This is a genomic window from Streptomyces sp. NPDC101393 (assembly GCF_044767385.1).
In the GTDB taxonomy this organism is placed as follows: domain Bacteria; phylum Actinomycetota; class Actinomycetes; order Streptomycetales; family Streptomycetaceae; genus Streptomyces.
This window is the reverse complement of the sequence record NZ_JBIWNU010000014.1, coordinates 31,545-50,194: the sequence shown is the minus strand read 5'-3', so window position 1 is coordinate 50,194 and position 18,650 is coordinate 31,545. Positions and strand designations below refer to the sequence as shown.

The window sequence follows — 18,650 nt, the reverse complement described above, 5'->3', positions numbered from 1 at the left end:
GCGCGCGGCGCTGCCCCGCAACGCGTACGGCGTTCCGGGGCGTGCGGCGCGGGTCCGTCGTGACCGTCAGACCGTGCCGGAGGCGGCGGCCTCTTCGCCGATGTCGTCGAGTGCGAGGCGCTCGATGTCCCGGGCGATGAAGAGGTAGCTGACGACGGCCATGGCGGCGGAGGCGCCGACGAAGACGAGGGCGAGGTCGAAGGAGCCGGTGGCGTCGATGATGTAGCCGATGACGATCGGGGTGACGATCCCGGCGACGGCTCCGAAGGTGTTGAAGACGCCCCCGGCGAGGCCGGCGATCTGCTTCGGGGAGATGTCGGCCATGACGGCCCATCCCAGGGCGCCGAGGCCCTTGCCGAAGAAGGACACGGCCATGATGGTGACGACGAGCCAGGACGCGTCGACGTAGTTGCAGATCAGGATCGAGGTGGACAGCAGGAGCCCGACCACGATCGGGGTCTTGCGCGCGGCGGTGAGGGACATACCGCGGGCGACGAGGCGGTCGGAGAGGAAGCCGCCCAGCACGCCGCCGGTGAAGCCGCACAGGGCGGGCAGCGAGGCGACCAGGCCGGCTTCCAGGATGGACATGCCGCGTTCCTGGACCAGATACACCGGGAACCAGGTCAGGAAGAACCAGGTGATGGTGTTGATGAAGTACTGACCGACGAAGACGCCCAGCATGGTGCGGTGGGTGAGCAGCTTCTTGAGGTGCACGAGGTTCTGTTTGGCACCGGTGGTGCCCCCATCGGCGTCCCTCGCGCCGGTGCCGTCCTTGACGGTGTGCCGGTCCATGTCGATCAGCGCGCCGCCCGCACTGATGTGGTCCAGTTCGCCTTGCCTCATGCGGGGGTGGCTGCGCGGCGGGTGGATGACCCGGGTCCACACCAGGGCCAGGATCACGCCGATGCCGCCGATGATCGTGAAGACGTGCTCCCAGCCGACGGCGACCACCAGCCAGCCCATGAGGGGCGCGAAGGCGACGGTGGCGAAGTACTGGGCGGAGTTGAACAGGGCGGCGGCGAAGCCGCGTTCCCTGGTCGGGAACCAGGCGGCGACGATGCGCGAGTTGCCGGGGAAGGAGGGGGCTTCGGCGAGGCCGACGAGGAAGCGCAGCAGGAAGAGGAGGGCCACGGCCGCTCCGGAGAAGAAACCGATGGCGCCCTGCGCCATGGTGAAGACCGACCACAGGAAGATCGCCCCGCCGTAGACCTTCTTCGAACCGAATCGGTCCAGCAGCCAGCCGCCCGGTATCTGGGCGATGAGATAGGACCACGAGAACGCGGAGAAGAGGATCCCGAGCTCGCCGGAACTGACCCCGAGATCTTTCTGCATGGAGTCGCCGGCTATCGAAAGCGTGGCCCGGTCGGCGTAGTTGATCGTGGTGACCACGAAGAGCATGGCCAGAATCCAGTACCGAAGGCGGCCCTGCCCGGTACGGGTGCGAACCGGCTCGTCCTGCCGGTCAATAAGTGTCATGGCGGGTCAATCTCCTCGACCTTGAGGGAGGTGCCTCGCCCCCGTCCCTGTGGCCCGGACCACATTCGGGGGTGGGTGGCAACTGACCGTAGGGCCGCCCTTTGATTCCCGTCTATATCGAATGTTGTATGCGCCGATACCTTTCTTGGATCGCCGAACGGCGACGTGTCCAGCTCTGGATGTTTCTCACAGGTGGGCGAGAAGGCGGTGCAGGGCCGGGTTGTCGTTGTTCCGCCGCCAGGCCAGGGAGAGTTCGACCGCGGCGGGGGCGGCCAGGGTGACCGGTTTGAAGGTCACGCCCGCGTAGCGCAGCTGGGTGGCGGCCTCCGGGACGAGGGCCACACCGCGGCCGCCGTTGACGAGCGCGAGGATGCTGTGGACCTGGCTGAGGTACTGGTGGAAGACCGGAGCGATGCCCGCGGCCCGGAAGACGGAGATGAGCAGTTCGTGGAAGTAGCGGGCCTCGATGGGGGAGTACATCAGCACGTCCAGTCCGTCGAACTCGCTGATGTGGAGGGCCCCGGCCCGAGCGGCCAGCGGGTGATCGGCGGGCAGGGCCGCGAAGATGTCCTCGCGGGCCACCGGGCGGGAGTCCAGGTCGGGGGAGGTGACGGGGGGTCGTACCAAACCGAGGTCGAGGCTGGACTCGGTGAGCGCTTCGAGCTGGTCACGGGTGACCAGCTCGCGCAGCACGATCTCCACATTCGGTGTGGCGGTACGGGCCTTGTCCAGGAGGGTGTCGAGCATCGTGTAGGCGCCGGCCGCGGTGAAGCCGACAGCGAGGCTCCCGGCCAGCCCGGATGACACCTGCCGCACGGCCAGGATCGCCTGCTCGGACTGGCGCAGGACGCGGCGGGCTTCGTTGAGGAAGGTGCGGCCGGCGTGCGTGAGCCGCACGGAGCGGTTCGTGCGGTCGAACAGCTGGACCCGCAATTCGCTTTCCAGAAGCTGGATTTGGCGGCTGAGCGGGGGCTGTGTCATGCGGAGCCGCTCGGCCGCCCGCCCGAAGTGGAGCTCCTCTGCAACGGCCACAAAGTTGGTCAGTTGCGCGAGAGTGAACAACGATGCTCTCCAGGTATCAATGGATGCGTTTTTGGTGTTGGACGTGAATCGTTCGTGATCCTAGCCTCAGTGGAGCCGCACCCGAGCGGTGGAGAGTTGAAGGTCACACGGCCCTTTCTTCATGAGCAATGTCTTCACGCTGAGGAGTTCCGACGATCATGCCGCAGTTTTCACCTGAAGAGGCCGCCCGGAAGATGGGCTCGGGGCTGCTGTCCTTCCCCGTCACGCATTTCCGCGACGACTTCTCTTTCGACGAGGCGGCTTACCGGGAAAACATCGGCTGGGTCGGTGAATTCGCACCCGCCGGACTCTTCGCCGCAGGCGGCACCGGCGAGTTCTTCTCCCTCACCCATGAAGAGGTCGGACGGGTCGTCACCGCGACGGTGCAGGAGGCGCCTGAAGGGCTGCCCGTGATCGCCCCGGCCGGCGGCGGCACCTTCCACGCCATCGCACTGGCCCAGCAGGCCGAGACGTCAGGCGCGGACGCGATCCTGCTGCTGCCGCCCTACCTCACCGAGGCCTCGCAGGCGGGCCTGGCCGCCCACGTCACGGCGGTGTGCCGGGCCACCACGCTCGGCGTCATCCTCTACAGCCGGGCGAACGCCGTCTACGACGAGGCGACCGTCGCCGAACTCGCCGACACCTGCCCCAACCTGATCGGCTTCAAGGACGGCGTCGGCGACCTGGAGCTGATGACCCGCATCCGTGCGCGCCTGGGCGACCGGCTCCTGTACGTCGGCGGCCTGCCCACCGCGGAGATGTTCGCCCTGCCCTATCTGGAGATGGGGGTCAGCACCTACTCCTCGGCGATCTTCAACTTCGCGCCGCGCTTCGCCCTCGACTTCTACGACGCGGTGCGGGCCCACGACACCGAGCAGGTCTTCCGCCGCCTCAACGACTTCGTGCTCCCGTACTGCGCGATCCGGCGCCGGCAGCCCGGGTACGCGGTCAGCATCGTCAAGGCCGGCATGAGGGTCATCGGCCGCCCGGCCGGCCCCGTGCGTACCCCCCTCACCGACCTCACGGCCGCCGAGCTGGCCGAACTCACCGACCTGATCAAGAAGGTGGTCTGACGTGCTCACCGCGGCGGAATCCCGTCTCACCGGGGACCAGTTGACCGGCGGCCACGGCAGCACGGGCGGCGGCGGATCCTTCCACGCCGTCGACCCGCGCACCGGCCTGCCCCTGAGCCCGCAGTTCAGCGCCGCCTCCCACGAAGACGTCGAGCGGGCCGCCGCCCTTGCAGCCGAGGCCTTCGACACCTACCGGCACACCACGCCGGAGGTACGGGCGGCGTTCCTGGAGGGGGTCGCCGACCACATCGAATCCCTGGGTCCCCTCCTGACGGAACAGGTGCGGGCCGAGAGCGGTCTGCCCGCCCTCCGGGTGGCGAGCGAGACCGCCCGCACCACCGGCCAGCTGAGGCTCTTCGCCCGCCTGGTCCGCGAGGGCAGCTGGCGAGACGTGCACATCGACCCCGCACAGCCCGACCGCGCCCCGCTGCCACGCCCCGATCTGCGCAGCCGCCGGATCCCCCTCGGGCCGGTCGCCGTATTCGCTGCCGGCAACTTCCCCCTGGCGTTCTCCGTCGCCGGCGGCGACACCGCCTCCGCGCTCGCCGCGGGCGCCCCGGTCGTCGTCAAGGCGCACCCCTCCCACCCGGGAACCAGCGAACTGGTGGGCCGCGCCGTCCAGGCCGCGGCGCGCGAGAACGGGCTGCCCGAGGGGGTCTTCGCCCTGCTGCACGGCCCCGCCGACGACCTCGGACACGCCCTTGTCACCGACCCGCGCATCAAGGCCGTCGGCTTCACCGGCTCCCGCCGGGGCGGACTGGCCCTGGCCGCGGCAGCCGCCGCCCGCCCCGAGCCGATCCCGGTCTTCGCCGAGATGTCGGCCACCAACCCCGTCTTCCTCCTCCCGCACGCCCTGCGGCAGGGCGCCGCCGACCTGGCGCGTGACTTCATCGCCTCCATGACCAGCGCGACCGGCCAGATGTGCACCAGCCCCGGCATCGTCCTGGCCGCGGAGAGTGCGGACCTGGAGACGTTCATCCAGGCGGCGAGCACCGCGGTCGCCGCCTGCGCCGCCCCCCCGATGCTGTCCGCCGGCATCCACGACGCCTACGAGCAGGCCCTCTCCCGGCTCGCCGCCATCGACGGCGTCACCGTCCGGGCCCGTGGCACGGACGCCCCGGAGGTATCCACCGCAGGGCGGGCCGCCGTCCTTTTCACCGACGCCGCGACGTTCCTCGCCCACCCCGAGCTCCAGGAAGAAGTCTTCGGACCGGCCGCCCTCATCGTGCGGGTCCCCGCCGACCGCAGCCTGCAGACCCTGGCCCGCGCACTGGACGGCCAGCTCACCGCCACCCTCCACGCGGCCGGCGCCGACCGGGAACAGGCCGCCGCCCTGCTGGACATCCTGGAACTCAGGGCGGGACGGATCATCGTCAACGGCTGGCCCACCGGCGTCGAAGTGGGCCACGCCATGATCCACGGCGGCCCCTACCCCTCGACGACCGCACCTGCCACCACCTCGGTCGGCACCGGGGCCATCACCCGATTCCTGCGCCCGGTCAGCTACCAGAACCTGCCCGCGGACCTGCTGCCCCCTGATCTGCGCGACGACAACCCGCTGCACCTGTGGCGCCGTATCGACGGCAACCCCACCCGCGACTGAACCCCGCACCCCGTCGTATCCGTCCCTCTCACAGTCAGGCAGTGGTGACCACGATGACCACGACCACGCACGCCGCGGCCCGCGCCGCGTTCCAGGCCGGCGAAGCGACTCTCGACACGATCTGCTGGATCAGGCTCTCCTCCGTCCACCTCCCGCTCGCCACCCCCATCAGCGATGCCAAGGTCCTCACCGGGCGGCAGCGTCCGATGACCGAAGTCGCTTTCCTCTTCGCCGAGATCGGGACCAAGGGCGGACACACCGGGCTCGGCTTCAGCTACGCCAAACGCGCGGGCGGCCCCGGCCAGTTCGCGCATGCCAAGGAGATCGCTCCCGTCCTGATCGGTGAGGACCCCAGCGACATCGGCAAGCTCTGGACGAAGCTCTGCTGGGCCGGCGCCTCCGTCGGCCGCTCCGGTCTCTCCACCCAGGCCATCGCCGCTTTCGATGTCGCCCTGTGGGATCTCAAGGCCAAGCGCGCCGGCCTGCCGCTGGCGAAGCTGCTGGGGGCGCACCGCGATTCGGTGCGCTGCTACAACACCTCGGGCGGATTCCTCCACACCCCCGTCGAACAGGTCCTGGACAACGCCACCGCCACCCTCGCCAGCGGTATCGGCGGCATCAAGATCAAGGTCGGCAGTCCGGACCGTCGTGAGGACCTGCGCCGGCTGACCGCGGTGCGCGAGCACGTGGGCGACGACATTCCCCTCATGGTCGACGCCAACCAGCAGTGGGACCGCCCCACCGCCCAGCGCATGGGACGCGCCTTCGAGGAGTTCGGGCTCGTCTGGATCGAGGAGCCCCTCGACGCCTACGACGCCGAGGGGCACGCCGCCCTCGCGGCCTCTCTCGACACCTCCATCGCCACCGGTGAAATGCTGGCCAGCGTCGCCGAGCACTACGAGCTGATCCGGCACAAGGCAGCCGACATCCTCCAGCCCGACGCCCCGCGCATCGGCGGCATCACCCAGTTCCTCAAGCTCGCCGCCCTCGCCGAGCACCACCACCTTTCCCTCGCACCGCACTTCGCCATGGAGATCCACCTCCACCTCGCCGCCGCCTACCCGCACGAGCCCTGGGTGGAGCACTTCGACTGGCTGGAGCCCCTCTTCAACGAGCGCCTGGAAACCAGCAACGGCCGTATGCATGTCTCCGCCCGCCCCGGTCTGGGCATCACCCTCACCGACCGAGCCCGCGGCTGGACCCAGGAGACCTTCGAAGTCGGCACCCCTGGCTGACGCCCTTCGCCCCCACGGTCTGCTGCCGGCAGCCCGGCCCGCCCGGCCCCCCCGGCAGGGCGGGCCGAGCCGCTGTGCACGGTCCGCGCCGACTCCGGCGTCGCCACGCCGTGCCCGTCCCGCCCGACCGAAATGGCCGAGTTGAGTGCTTTGGTGCGTCCGCGACACTCCGGATCGCGACCGACCTCCACCGTCCACCGGCCCCGGACCCGGGTGCGAGAATGAGGGCCGTGACGGATGGGGTGTCGCGGAAGCCGGCCTGAACACGGTCTGCTCGTGGCCCCGGCTGACCCGGTGCCGGCCAAGGCGCCTCGGAGGGAGAAACGTGCAGGTCGGAGCGGTCAGTTGAGATTTCTGCACACCTCCGACTGGCATCTGGGGCGGTCCTTCCACCGCGTGAGCCTGCTCACCGCCCAGCGCGCGTTCCTCGACCACCTCGTCGAGACGGTCCGCGACCGCGAGATCGACGCGGTCCTCGTCGCCGGGGACATCTATGACCGCGCCGTCCCGCCGCTGTCCGCCGTAGAGCTCTTCGACGACGCCCTGCACCGCCTCGCGGCCCTCGGCGTCCCGACCGTCATGATCTCCGGCAACCACGACTCCGCCCGCCGGCTCGGTGTCGGCGCCGGACTGATGCAGCACGCCGGAATCCATCTGCGGACCGACCCGGCGGACTGTGCCACCCCCGTGCTGCTCGCCGACGCGCACGGCCCGGTCGCGCTCTACGGACTGCCGTATCTCGAACCGGCCCTGGTGCGCGACGCGCTCGGTGCCGGGCGCGCCGATCACACCGAGGTGCTGGGCGCGGCGATGGACCGGGTACGCGCCGATCTGGCCGAGCGCCCCGAGGGCACCCGCTCCGTCGTGCTCGCGCATGCCTTCGTCACGGGGGGAGCGGTAAGCGACAGCGAGCGGGACATCACCGTCGGCGGTGTCGACTCCGTCCCCGCGGCCGTCTTCGACGGCGTCGACTACGCGGCTCTCGGCCACCTGCACGGCTGCCAGACGCTCACCGAGCGCATCCGCTACTCCGGCTCCCCGCTCGCCTACTCCTTCTCGGAGACCGATCACCGCAAATCGTCCTGGATCGTCGACCTCGACGCGGCGGGTGCCGTGCACGCCGAGCGGGTGGACTGCCCGGTGCCGCGCCCACTGGCCCGGATCCGGGGACCGCTGGAGGAACTGCTCGACGACCCGTCGCTGGAGCGCCACGAAGCGGCCTGGGTCGAGGCGACGCTCACCGACACGGCCCGCCCGCAGGAACCGATGGCGCGGCTCGGCAAGCGCTTCGCGCACCTCGTCAGCCTCGTCTTCGACCCCGACGAGGGGCCCACCCGTTCCCTGGCCTCGTACGCCCAGCGGCTGCGCGGACGCAGCGATCAGGAGATCGCCGAGGACTTCGTGGAGCATGTGCGGTCCGGCCGGGCGGCCGACGCGGACGAGCGGGCCGAACTGCGGTCGGCAATCGATGACGTACGGGTCGACGACACCGTGCAGGAGGTGGCGCGATGAGGCTGCACCGGCTCTCCGTCACGGCCTTCGGGCCCTTCGGCGGCACCCAGACCATCGACTTCGACCGGCTCTCACGCGAGGGCCTGTTCCTGCTGCACGGGGCGACGGGAGCGGGCAAGACCTCGGTGCTGGACGCCGTGTGCTTCGCGCTCTACGGCTCGGTGCCGGGCGCCCGGCAGAGCGGCCAGGCACTGCGCAGCGATCTGGCCGACCCGCTGACCCTCACCGAGGTCGTGCTCGAACTGACCGTCGGGGAACGGCGGTTGAAGATCACCCGGCTGCCCGAACAGTCCCGCCCCAAGAAGCGCGGCAGCGGCACGACCCGGGAGAAGGCACAGAGCCGGCTGCGGGAGTTCGTGCCCGACGGCGACACCGGCCGGTGGAAGGCGCTCAGCCGCTCCCACCAGGAGATCGGCGAGGAGATCGGCCAGCTGCTCGGCATGAGCAAGGAGCAGTTCTGCCAGGTGGTACTGCTGCCGCAGGGCGACTTCGCGAGGTTCCTGCGCGCCGACGCCGAGGCCCGCGCCCGGCTGCTCGGGCGGCTCTTCGACACCCGCCGGTTCGCCGCCCTGGAGGACCAGCTGAGCACCCGCCGCAAGGCCGCTGCCGACCGGGTTGCCGTGGGTGACGAGCGGCTGCTCGCCCTGACCCACCGGATGGTGCAGGCGGCCGGGGACAGCGCCGACCTCGCCGACCCGTCCGTTCCGGCGCCGGAACGCTCCGCGGCCGCGACACCGACCGCACCGGCACGCGGGCGCGGCCGGGCCGCGGCGACCGTGCCGGAACAGGCCGGGCCCGCGGCCCGCCCGCCCAAGACCGTGCCGGGTGCGCGGACCGGATCCGCCGGCGCGGCCCCGGACACCCCGGCGCTCGCCCCCGGGGAGCCGGGCTTCGCCGACGCCGTCCTGGTCAGAGCCGCCGTCGCCCGGGTCTTCGCACGCGAACGGCTGGCGAGCGCCGGATCCGCGGTGCATGCCGCGGAGGTGGCCGAACGGGCCGCCGCGGTACGGATGGACGAGACCCGCGAGCGGCACCGGCTCCAGCAGCGGCACGCCGACGCCCGCCATCGCGCGGACCGGCTCGATGCGCACGCCGACGAGCGGGACCGCATCCACAGCAGGCTGGAGCGGGGCCGCGCGGCCGCCGAGGTCGCCCCCGCCCTCGCGCTGAGCGCCGCCGCACGGCACGAAGTGGACGCCGCCCAGCGCACCGAACGGCAGAGCAGGGCCACCCTGCCGCCCGACCTCGCCGAGGCCGAGGGTGACCGGCTCGCCGCGCTGGAGAGGCAGTTGCGGCAAGACCTCGGATCGCTCGGCGCGGCCCGGCGGGCCGAGCGCCGGGCCGCCGACATCGGCCAGGAGCGGGCCGGTCTGGACCGTGAATCGCGCGCCGACGACCAGACGCTGCTGGACGCGGCGGAGTGGCTGGCCGGCTGGGACACCGTCCGCCGCGGCCACGAACGGCGTATCGAGACGGCCCAGGAGGCGGCGACCCGTGCCGAACAGCTCGGCGCCCTGATCACCCCGGCCGCCGAGCGGCTGGAAGCGGCCCGGCGCCGTGACCGGCTCGCCGCGGAAGTACGCGACACCGAGCGGGAGTTGCTCACCGTGCGCGAGCGGGCCACGGCGGCGCACGGTCACTGGCTCGACCTCAAGGAACGACGGCTGCGCGGCATCGCCGCCGAACTCGCCGAGGGCCTGCAGCAGGGCCGGCCCTGTGCGGTGTGCGGCGCGACCGAGCACCCCGAACCGGCCCGCGCCGGCGCCGGGCACATCGACCGCACGGCCGAGGAAGCCGCCCACAGCGCGCACCGCCGGGCCGAGGACGAGCGCCAGGAGGCGCAGTCGCGCAGCCAGTCGGCCAAGGAAGCGCTGGCCGGCGCGGCCGCCACCGCAGGGGACACCCCCACCGGTGAGCTGGCCACCGAAGTGGAGGAGCTGCGGGCCGATTTCGCCCGCGCCCGTGCGGCCGGAGCCGACCTGCATGCCGCCCGCGAGACCCTCGGGCGCGCCGAACGCGAATACGAGCGGCGACGCACCGAACAGCAGCAGGCCGAACGCCGGGTCGCCGCCCGCACCTCGCACCGTGAGGCGCTGGACCGTGAACGGGCCGCGCTGGAAGAGGAGTTGAGCCAGGCCCGGGGGGAGTGCGCAAGCGTGGCCGACCGGGCGGGACGGCTGGAGCGGCAGGTCGCCCTGCTCGCCGCGGCGGCCGAGGCGTCCCGTACCGCGCGTGCCTGCGCCGCCCGCCTCAAGGAAGCCGACGCCGCACTCGCCGATGCCGCCCGCCACGCCGGCTTCGACACCCCGCAGGCCGCAGCCGAGGCCCGGCTGCGGGACGACGAATGGCGCGCGCTGCAACAGCGGCTCGACGCATGGCAGGCCGAATCGGCCGCCGTCCTGGCGGAGTTGGCCAACCCGGAGATTCTGGACGCGGCCGCGCTGCCGCCTGCGGACCCGGACGCCGCGCGCGGCGCTCTGGACGCCGCGGGGGCGCGGCTGCGTGGCGCGTCGGCGACCCATGCCGCGGCGCGCGAGCGCTGCACGGAACTCGACCGGCTCTCGGCCGCCGCCGAGGCGGACGCCCGCGGGCTCGCCCCGCTGCGCGCCGCCCACGACCGCATCGCCCGGCTCGCCTCGCTCACCTCCGGCACCTCCAGCGAGAACGAACGCCGGATGCGCCTGGAGTCGTATGTCCTCGCCGCCCGCCTCGAACAGGTCGCGGCCGCCGCCACCGCCCGGCTGCACCGGATGTCCGCCGGCCGCTACACCCTCGTGCACTCCGACGAACGGGCCGGTGGCGCCCGGCGGTCAGGCCTCGGCCTGCATGTCATCGACGCCTGGACCGGCCGCGAACGCGACACCTCCAGCCTCTCCGGCGGCGAGACCTTCTTCGCGTCACTGGCGCTGGCCCTCGGCCTCGCCGACGTCGTCACCGACGAGGCGGGTGGCACCCGGCTCGACACCCTCTTCATCGACGAGGGATTCGGCAGCCTCGACGAGCAGACCCTGGACGAGGTGCTCGACGTTCTGGACTCCCTGCGCGAACGGGACCGCAGCGTCGGCATCGTCAGCCATGTCGCGGACCTCCGAGCCCGCATCCCGGCCCAGCTGGAGGTCGTCAAGGACCGAGCGGGCTCGACGGTGCGCCACCGCGTCCGCGGCTGAACCAGGCGCTCAGAGGGTGGCCGCGCAGGTCAGGGGCCGACCGCGCGGCGGGGCAGCGGCGAGGAGTAGACGACGCTGGTGGTCACCGCGCCGAGGGCCCCGATCCGGCCCGACACCTCCTCCAGATGCTTCATCGAACGCGAGGCGACCTTGAGGAAGAAGCAGTCGTCGCCCGTGACGTGGTGTGCCTCCAGTATTTCCGGCGTCGTCGCCAGCAGGTCGCGGAGCGTCTGGTCGTGGCCGCCGGGATAGCGCAGCCGGACGAAGGCGAGCACCGTCAGCCCGACCCGCTCCGGATCGACCACGGCTGCGTATCCGGATATCACCCCGGCGTCCTCCAGGCGCCGTACCCGTTCGGTGACGGCGCTGGCGGACATCTTCACCGCGCGAGCCAGTTCCGCGTAGCCCGCGCGGCCGTTGTGTTGCAGGACATCGAGGATGCGCCAGTCGGTGGCATCGGGGGAATAGCCGGTCATCCGTGCTGTCTAACAGTGGATTCACCGGCAGATCAAGGGTTTGGCCGGTGATCATCGCCTCGCCGTAGGTCCGGCACACCGCGGATTCCCGGTCGGCCGCGCGCGGAATCCGGTGGCGGCCGGGGCGCCCCGCCGCGACCGTGCGGTGCGGACCTTTCCCGGAGGACGGTCGGTGCGCCGGACGATTCGGCTCGGCTCATCGCCCGGGTCGTGACCGACGAGGCCCGCGGGATCACGGGCGAGGTCATCAACTCCGAGGGCGGCTTCAGGCGTTGACGCCCGGGGGTGAGTCCTCGGTGACGTCGAACTCGTACGTCAGCTGGCCCTCGTGTTCCCCGGTGAAGCGGAAGCCGGCGCGTTCCAGGACGCGCCGAGAGGGCACATTGTCCGGCTCGGTCTGGGCGCACACCGTACGGACCTCGGGGCGCGCCGCCGCCCAGCCGGCCAGCAGACGGGCCGCCCGCGTCGCCCGGCCGGCGCCACGGGCGGAGGGGGAGAGGTCGTAGCCGATCTCGACGCGGCCGGCAGTGTCCGGCGGACCGTGGAAGCCGATGCTCCCGAGCGCTGTGCCGGTCTCGGTGTCGGTGAGGACGAAGACGCCCCAGCCGGGGTGGTGGAGCCCGGCGGCGACGGCCCGGACGACGATCCCGGCACCGCCGGACGTCGCCTCCGGGGGTGCGCCGTCGATCCAGGTGAATCCGGCCGCATCGCCGTCGGCGATCCGGGCCGCCCTGCTCGGCAGCAGGGCGCGCAGGGTCACCGGGCCTGCCGTGAGGGTCAGCGGCCCGCCGGCGCCCGCGGTGACCAGCGCCTCGAACAGGGCATCGGGGTCGGCCCCTTCGGGCAGGTCGCTGACCTGTCCGTCGCCGACCTCCATCACGCGCCAGACCCCGTCGGTGCGCAGCGCCAGATCCGTGGTGAGGAAGCGGCGGCCGAACTCCCGTACAACGGGCGCCACATGGGACAGGTCCGGGTCCGGACGCAGCTCCGGCGTGTCGGGGTGGGGGCCGATCAGCACCGGCTCACCGTCCACCCACCAGACCCGGGCCTCGCCCACCGGATCGAACGTCTCGAAGGCGCGCAGGACCACGCCCCCGGTCAAGAACTCCTCCTGGAGCGCGACGAACCGGCCGACCACGGAGGCCAGTCGCGCGGTGTCGGCCGCGTCGGGGACGAAGGCGGCCTCCTCCCACTCGTGCTTCCGGGACTTCACCCAGTCCTTGACGACGACCGGCCGGTCACCGAACGGCTCGGCCAGCCGCGCCAGCTCCGGCCCTCGCGGGGCCTGGTGCGGCGCACAGGGCAGCCACACGCTGGAGGGCGTGAGCGCGCGGAACGTGCCGTACCAGCCGGGGAGTTCATGGGCGGTGCGATAGGCCGCCGGGTCGGTGAGCAGTCGGCAGCCGCGGGCCGTAAGGGCGGCGGCCAGTTCGGCGTAGCGTCCGGCGGGCAGCATCCAGCCGCGGTACCAGGCCCCGCCCGCGTCGCGCGGTACCCGCGCCACCGCCCCTTCGGCGTCCCCGGCGAGCAGCGCCTCGTGGTCGAGAACGGCGGTCGCCGCGCCCGCGGCACGGGCCGCGGCCGCCTGCGCGGCGAAGTGCGGGTCGGGGCGGCGGGGGCGCAGCGGATCGCCGGCCAGGAGAAGGAGCGGGCGGTCCGTGCTGCCTGTCGCGGAGGTGTCCACTCCCATGTCTCCTGACCCCTCGGACCGCGTGATGTTCGGCTGCCCCGGTGCGGGGCGGCGGACGGCCACCGCGTGAGGCGGGGTGGCCGTCCGCCGTGGCCGCGGCGGTGCGCGCGGCCGTGCGGACTCAGAGCGACGACAGCTCGCTCAGCAGGTCGTCCAGGCCCAGCGAGCCCTGCGACAGCGCCGCCATGTGCCAGGCCTTGAGGTCGAAGTCCGCGCCGTGCCGCGCACGGGCCGCCTCCCGGCCCGCCAGCCAGACGCGCTCGCCGAGCTTGTAGCCGATCGCCTGGCCCGCCAACCCCTGATAGCGGATGATCTCGCTCTCGACGAAGTCGGCCGGCCGGCTGCAGTGGCTCGCGAGAAACGCGTGCGCCAGCTCGGGCGTCCAGCGCTCGCCCGGGTGGAAGGGCGAATCCGCCGGGATCTCCAACTGCAGGTGCATACCGATGTCGATGATGACGCGGACCGCCCGCATCATCTGGGCGTCGAGGTAGCCGAGCCGCCGCTCGGCGTTGGTCAGGAAGCCCAGCTCGTCCATGAGGCGCTCGGCGTACAGCGCCCAGCCCTCGGCGTTGGCGCTGACGATGCCCACGGTCGTCTGGTACCGCGACAGGTCCTCGGCCACATGTGCCCACTGCGCCAGCTGGAGGTGATGGCCCGGCACGCCCTCGTGGTACCAGGTGGAGACCAGGTCGTACGCCGGGAAGCGGGTCTCGCCCATCGTCGGCAGCCAGGTGCGGCCGGGACGGGAGAAGTCCAGCGACGGCTGGGTGTAGTACGGGGCGGCGGCGCTGCCCGGCGGGGCGATCCGCGACTCGACGCGGCGCACCCGCTCGGCGAGTTCGAAGTGCGTCCCGTCGAGCGAGGCGATGGCCTCGTCCATCAGCGACTGGAGCCACTGGCGGGTCTCCTCGACGCCCTCGACGGCCTCGCCGTTCTCGTCGAGCCAGGCCAGCGCCTCCCACGGGGTCTTCGCGCCCGGCAGGATCTTCTCCGCCTCCGTCTCCATCTCGGCCAGCAGCCGGTGGAACTCCGACCAGCCGTAGGCGTACGCCTCGTCCAGGTCGAGGTCGGCGCCGTTGAAGTAGCGGGCGAGGCGACCGTAGCGCTCGCGGCCGACGACGTCCGGCGCGCCCGCGACCGCGGGGGCGTAGACCTCACGGAACCAGTCGCGCAGCTCCACCAGGGCGCCGGTCGCGAGGTCGGCGGCGCCGGTCAGCTCGCCGCGCAGCGCGTCCGGGCCCGGGGCGGTGAACTCGGCGAACCAGCTGCGGTCCGTACCGATCCACTCACCCAACTGGCCGATGACGGTGGACACCTGGAGCGGGCCCGCGCGGAGGTTCCGCTTGATGCCGGCGTCGAGCGAGGCGCGGTAGCCCTCCAGGGCCGCCGGCACCGCGCGCAGCCGCTGCGCGATCGCGGCCCAGTCGTCGTCGGTTTCGGCGGGGGTGAGCTGGAAAACCTCGCGGACGGCGTGCAGCGGCGAGCTGAGGTTGCTGACCGCACGCAGGCCCTCGCCGGCCTCGTGCACCGCCAGCTCCGCGGACAGCCGCTCGCGCAGCAGCCGCGCGCAGATCTGCTCGGCCGCGGCGTCCGCGCCCGGCCGGGCCTCTGCCGCGGCGAGCTTCTCCAGGGTGGTGCGGGCGAGCTGGGCCGTCGCTTCCTGGCCCGTCGGCGAGAAGTCGGGCAGCTTTCCGGAGCTCTCGGCGATGCCGAGGTAGGTGCCGGTGATCGGGTCCAGATCGACGAGGGCGTCGACGTACGCGTCGGCGACCTGGCGGGGCAGCGTGCCGCCCGCGGAAGGAGTGGTGAGGGACATGCGGGCCATCTTCGTACGGAAGGCCGCGTTCCGTCACCATCAATAGAGCGGACGTTCCTGTCGCTTTACGGTCTCGTTGCCCGGCCGGCTGCCTGACACCCGCCCACGGGACCGGCCGCCGAGCTGTGCCGGCGGCCGGTAGGGGGATTCTTGTGAAGGGGACGGGCTCAGCGGCGGCCGGAGCCGTCCGGTGTGCGTACCGCCTCCCGCGCGGACCGGTGGGCGGGCACGCCCGTCGGGCGGGCGGTGATCACCAGGGTGCCCTCCTCGATCTGGTAGTCGAGGGGCAGGCCCAGACCACGCATCGCCGCCACCATGCCGGTGTTGGACGCCTGGGTGACGGCGTACACGCTCTCGCAGCCGGTCTCGGAGGCCATCGCCATCAGCCGGCGCAGCAGCTCGGCGCCGATCCCGCGCTGCTGCCAGGCGTCCTCGACGAGCAGTGCGACCTCGGTCTCGTCACCGTCCCAGAGCAGATGACCCAGCGCCACCAGACGGCCGGACGTGGTCTCCACCGCGAGGGTGCGGCCGAATCGCGGGCTCAGCAGATGGCCGAGGTAGCGGTCGGCGTCGGTGACCGGGCCGTGGTAGCGCAGCGCGAGGGTGTCGGCGGAGCAGCGGTCGTGCATCTCGCGGGCGGCGGCCCGGTCGGTGGTGTCGGCGCGTCGGATCGTGATGGCGTTGCCCTCGGGCAGCGTCAGCACATCGCGTCGTGGCGGCACCCGCTGACCCAGCCTCGTGTCCAGGTCGACCAACGCCCGCACCCGGGCGAACTCGGTGGGTGTGAACGGCAATTGCGGCCTTTCGATGGTGAGGGACCCCCCGGAGGGGTCGCGGAATGTCATGGTGTGTTCGTCCAGCACGCCCTCGGCGGGCACCTGCTCGGCGAGCGGCCGGCCGCGCAGTGACCGGGCGGGCACCGAGTGGATGGTGCAGCGGCCCAGCAACTGGCGCAAAGCCAGCGGGAGTTCGGCCGAATCGAGTGCCGTGCGGGTGGCCAGACCCAGCATCCGGGTCGGCGCGTCGACCAGGTCGTGCGCGTCCGCCCGCTCCAGCCAGGTCTGCGCGCCGCCCGAGCCGGCCACCGTACGGGTCAGATCGGCGGGCGCCAGCAGGGCGGGCGCCCGCAGCAGGAACTCGTCGACCGTGCCGTCGGACAGCGGGTGGGTCTGCAGGCTGAGGATGTCCACCCGCTGCGCGGCGAGCGCCGTGCACAGGGCCGCCAGGCTGCCGGGCTCGTCCTGGACCGTGGTCCGCATCCGCCACAGCGCCGTCTCCTGGCCGCCGGCCTTGGGGGCCTCGGCGGGGGAGTCCGACGCCGCGGCGCCCGTATCGGTCGGCGGGGGTGCGTGTCCGTGGCGGCGTGACCACCACAGGTGGAAGCCCGTCGCGGCCAGCAGGGAGCCGGCCGAGGCGTACAGCATCACCGGACCGGCGGGGCCGTGGGCCACGGTGTTGGCCACGGAGTCCGCCACGCCCACGGCGGTGAACAGGGCGGCCAGCTCGACGATGTCCTTGCGCCAGTGGTGGCGGCGGGAACTGTTGGGAGAGGTTGCTTCAGTCATGCAGACAGCCTCGCCGACGGGTGTTGCCTGGTCGCCAACACATTGTGTCCGACGGGTAAAAGACGCAATCGACGCATTGGCCCCTACTGTCCTACCCGTCCGGGTTGCAGCACCTTACGGAACAGCACCTCTCCACCCTCCTGACGCAGTCGCACCGTCAGCTCCCCACTGCCTCCGTCGATGTCGATCTCGCCGAAGTACTGCGGACTCTCCGCAGGGGAGGTATTGGCACGGTCCGGCGCCTTGATGAACGGTTGCTCGGGCCCGAATGTTCCGTCCAGCTTCAAAGAAGCGAAACCGCCCGCGTTGAGCGGCCCGGACACGAACTCCCAGAACGGCTCGAAGTCCTTGAACGCGGCCCGCTCCGGCGCGTAGTGCTGCGCCGAGGTGTAGTGGACGTCCGTCGTCAGCCAGACGGTGCCCGTCACCCGCTCGTGCTTGATGTGCCGCAGCAGCTCCGCCAGTTGCAGCTCCCGTCCCAGCGGCGCGCCCGGATCGCCCTGCGCCACCGCCTCGAAGTTCGTCTTGCCGTCCGGCACGACCAGCCCCAGTGGCATGTCGGAGGCGATCACCTTCCACACCGCACGCGAGCGCGACAGCTCCCGCTTGAGCCAGCGCAGCTGCTCGGCCCCGAGAATCCCCTGCGGGTCATCGGTCTGCCGGCCCGGCGAGTTGGCGTTGCGGTAGCGCCGCATGTCCAGCACGAACACGTCCAGCAGCGGGCCGTACCGCACCACGCGATAGACCCGGCCGCCCCGGTCGGCCCGCAGTGTACGGATGGGGAAGTACTCGCTGAACGCGCGCAGCGACCGCGACGAGAGGACGTCCGCGTCCTTCTCCGTGTACCGGTCGTCGTCCAGCAGCTGTCCCGGATACCAGTTGTTGTGCACCTCGTGGTCGTCCCACTGGGTGATCGTGGGCACCTGGGCGTTGAACCGGCGCAGATTGTCGTCCAGCAGGTTGTAGCGGAACGCGCCACGGAACTCCCCGAGCGTCTCCGCGACCTTCGCCTTCTCCTCGGTCGTGACATTCCGCCAGATCCGGCCGTCGGGCAGCGTCACCTTCGCCTCGATCGGGCTGTCGGCGTAGATGCTGTCGCCGCTGCACAGGAAGAAGTCAGGGTTCCGGCGCCGCATGTCCTCGTAGATGCGGTAGCCGCCACGGTCCGGATTGATGCCCCAGCCCTGCCCGGCCAGGTCTCCCGACCAGTGGAACCGCAGGCCACTGTGCCCGCGGTGCTCCGGCGCGGTGCGGAACGTCCCGGTGACCGGCTCGCCCGAGCGACGCGGGTCGTCCGGATCGGCCAGCCGCACCCGGTAGTGGATCTGCTCACCGGACGGCAGGCCGTGCAGGGAGGTGACGCCGGTGAAGTCCGTGCCGGCACCGATCACCGGCCCGTGCCAGGTCCTGGCGTTGTGGAACGACTCGGTGGCGGCGGTCTCCACCACCATCCGGGCCGGCCGGTCGGAGCGCACCCACACCAGCCCCGACGACGTCGTCACATCACCGACCTGCACCCCCCAGTCGGCGCTCGGCCGCCCGCTGCGGGCCTGTGCGGGCGCGGCGCAGGACAGCGCGGGCAGCGCCAGCGCCGCGGAACCGGCCGCGGCGCCGTGCAGCAGCGAACGCCGTCCGAATCCCGGTCCGAATGCCGTGCCGGATCCCTGCGCCATCCGAAAAACCTCCGTCTGCTCGTTCCGTCGCGGTGACGTCCCGTTCGTACCGCTGCCCGATGCCCCACGGACGAACGGACGGTGAACTCCACCCGCCCGTCCTGGTGGCGGACCGCCCATGGTCGCAAGACCGCCGTCCGATCGCCAGGACGGCGGCACGACCCATACGCACCAATCCGGCACCCGGACGCCCACGCGCCGCACCGGCTCCCCAACGGGCGGACGCCGCGCGCGAGGTCCGCAGGCGGCGGACGCGCAGCCCGCGACGCGACGCGCCGGCCGGGCGCGGCTACGGAACCGGC

The 18,650-nt window shown here is 72.3% G+C and carries 12 protein-coding genes and 1 pseudogene; 6 read left to right on the top strand and 7 right to left on the bottom strand.

Features of this window, described 5'->3' with window-relative positions:
- Nucleotides 1–66 precede the first annotated feature (66 nt).
- Nucleotides 67–1,476, bottom strand: coding sequence for an MFS transporter (locus tag ACIRQ7_RS33955; protein WP_404266401.1), 1,410 nt, complete (start codon nt 1,474–1,476; stop codon nt 67–69).
- A gap of 186 nt (nt 1,477–1,662) precedes the next feature.
- Nucleotides 1,663–2,538: a LysR substrate-binding domain-containing protein gene (locus tag ACIRQ7_RS33950; protein ID WP_401478063.1), complete on the bottom strand. Its 876-nt coding sequence runs from the start codon at nt 2,536–2,538 to the stop codon at nt 1,663–1,665.
- A 158-nt stretch (nt 2,539–2,696) separates the two neighbouring features.
- Between ACIRQ7_RS33950 and kdgD the strand changes: the two genes are divergently transcribed.
- From kdgD to ACIRQ7_RS33925, 5 genes are all read left to right on the top strand, one after another.
- Complete coding sequence (gene kdgD, locus ACIRQ7_RS33945; RefSeq protein WP_404266400.1) at nt 2,697–3,611, top strand: 5-dehydro-4-deoxyglucarate dehydratase; 915 nt, start codon at nt 2,697–2,699, stop codon at nt 3,609–3,611.
- A 1-nt stretch (nt 3,612) separates the two neighbouring features.
- Complete coding sequence (locus ACIRQ7_RS33940) at nt 3,613–5,214, top strand: aldehyde dehydrogenase (NADP(+)) (protein ID WP_404266399.1); 1,602 nt, start codon at nt 3,613–3,615, stop codon at nt 5,212–5,214.
- Between the two features lie 53 nt (nt 5,215–5,267).
- Nucleotides 5,268–6,449: a mandelate racemase/muconate lactonizing enzyme family protein gene (locus ACIRQ7_RS33935; protein WP_404266398.1), complete on the top strand. Its 1,182-nt coding sequence runs from the start codon at nt 5,268–5,270 to the stop codon at nt 6,447–6,449.
- 345 nt (nt 6,450–6,794) lie between these two features.
- Nucleotides 6,795–7,961: an exonuclease SbcCD subunit D gene (locus tag ACIRQ7_RS33930; protein WP_404266397.1), complete on the top strand. Its 1,167-nt coding sequence runs from the start codon at nt 6,795–6,797 to the stop codon at nt 7,959–7,961.
- Nucleotides 7,958–11,128, top strand: coding sequence for an AAA family ATPase (locus ACIRQ7_RS33925; protein WP_404266396.1), 3,171 nt, complete (start codon nt 7,958–7,960; stop codon nt 11,126–11,128). Before ACIRQ7_RS33930 ends, ACIRQ7_RS33925 begins: the two co-directional genes overlap by 4 nt.
- 29 nt (nt 11,129–11,157) lie before the next feature.
- Here the strand turns inward: ACIRQ7_RS33925 and ACIRQ7_RS33920 are convergent, their stop codons facing one another.
- Nucleotides 11,158–11,604 carry an Lrp/AsnC family transcriptional regulator gene (locus ACIRQ7_RS33920; protein WP_401478081.1) on the bottom strand — a complete coding sequence of 149 codons (447 nt, stop codon included), beginning with the start codon at nt 11,602–11,604 and terminating at the stop codon, nt 11,158–11,160.
- Nucleotides 11,605–11,671: 67 nt separating this feature from the next.
- Here ACIRQ7_RS33920 and ACIRQ7_RS33915 point away from each other — a divergent pair.
- Nucleotides 11,672–11,880: pseudogene (locus ACIRQ7_RS33915) on the top strand (hypothetical protein); the annotation flags it as partial.
- Here the strand turns inward: ACIRQ7_RS33915 and ACIRQ7_RS33910 are convergent.
- From ACIRQ7_RS33910 to ACIRQ7_RS33895, 4 genes are all read right to left on the bottom strand, one after another.
- A complete protein-coding gene (locus ACIRQ7_RS33910) occupies nt 11,870–13,294 on the bottom strand; it encodes a GNAT family N-acetyltransferase (protein WP_404266395.1) in 1,425 nt (474 codons plus the stop codon). The pseudogene ACIRQ7_RS33915 and the gene ACIRQ7_RS33910 sit on opposite strands and share 11 nt — an antisense overlap.
- A gap of 121 nt (nt 13,295–13,415) precedes the next feature.
- Nucleotides 13,416–15,110 (bottom strand): DUF885 domain-containing protein, encoded by a 1,695-nt coding sequence (locus tag ACIRQ7_RS33905; protein ID WP_404266394.1) that lies wholly within the window; start codon nt 15,108–15,110, stop codon nt 13,416–13,418.
- A 167-nt stretch (nt 15,111–15,277) separates the two neighbouring features.
- A complete protein-coding gene (locus ACIRQ7_RS33900) occupies nt 15,278–16,675 on the bottom strand; it encodes a GNAT family N-acetyltransferase (RefSeq protein WP_404266393.1) in 1,398 nt (465 codons plus the stop codon).
- Nucleotides 16,676–16,758: 83 nt separating this feature from the next.
- Nucleotides 16,759–18,348 (bottom strand): alkaline phosphatase D family protein, encoded by a 1,590-nt coding sequence (locus tag ACIRQ7_RS33895; protein ID WP_404266392.1) that lies wholly within the window; start codon nt 18,346–18,348, stop codon nt 16,759–16,761.
- Nucleotides 18,349–18,650 lie beyond the last annotated feature (302 nt).

Excerpts from the sequence above, each read along its gene's own strand:
- kdgD (WP_404266400.1), top strand. The coding sequence starts at position 2,697 with ATGCCGCAGTTTTCACCTGAAGAGGCCGCCCGGAAGATGGGCTCGGGG.
- ACIRQ7_RS33900 (WP_404266393.1), bottom strand. The coding sequence starts at position 16,675 with ATGACTGAAGCAACCTCTCCCAACAGTTCCCGCCGCCACCACTGGCGC.
- ACIRQ7_RS33905 (WP_404266394.1), bottom strand. The coding sequence starts at position 15,110 with ATGTCCCTCACCACTCCTTCCGCGGGCGGCACGCTGCCCCGCCAGGTC.
- ACIRQ7_RS33910 (WP_404266395.1), bottom strand. The coding sequence starts at position 13,294 with ATGGGAGTGGACACCTCCGCGACAGGCAGCACGGACCGCCCGCTCCTT.
- ACIRQ7_RS33920 (WP_401478081.1), bottom strand. The coding sequence starts at position 11,604 with ATGACCGGCTATTCCCCCGATGCCACCGACTGGCGCATCCTCGATGTC.
- ACIRQ7_RS33955 (WP_404266401.1), bottom strand. The coding sequence starts at position 1,476 with ATGACACTTATTGACCGGCAGGACGAGCCGGTTCGCACCCGTACCGGG.
- ACIRQ7_RS33925 (WP_404266396.1), top strand. The coding sequence starts at position 7,958 with ATGAGGCTGCACCGGCTCTCCGTCACGGCCTTCGGGCCCTTCGGCGGC.
- ACIRQ7_RS33935 (WP_404266398.1), top strand. The coding sequence starts at position 5,268 with ATGACCACGACCACGCACGCCGCGGCCCGCGCCGCGTTCCAGGCCGGC.
- ACIRQ7_RS33895 (WP_404266392.1), bottom strand. The coding sequence starts at position 18,348 with ATGGCGCAGGGATCCGGCACGGCATTCGGACCGGGATTCGGACGGCGT.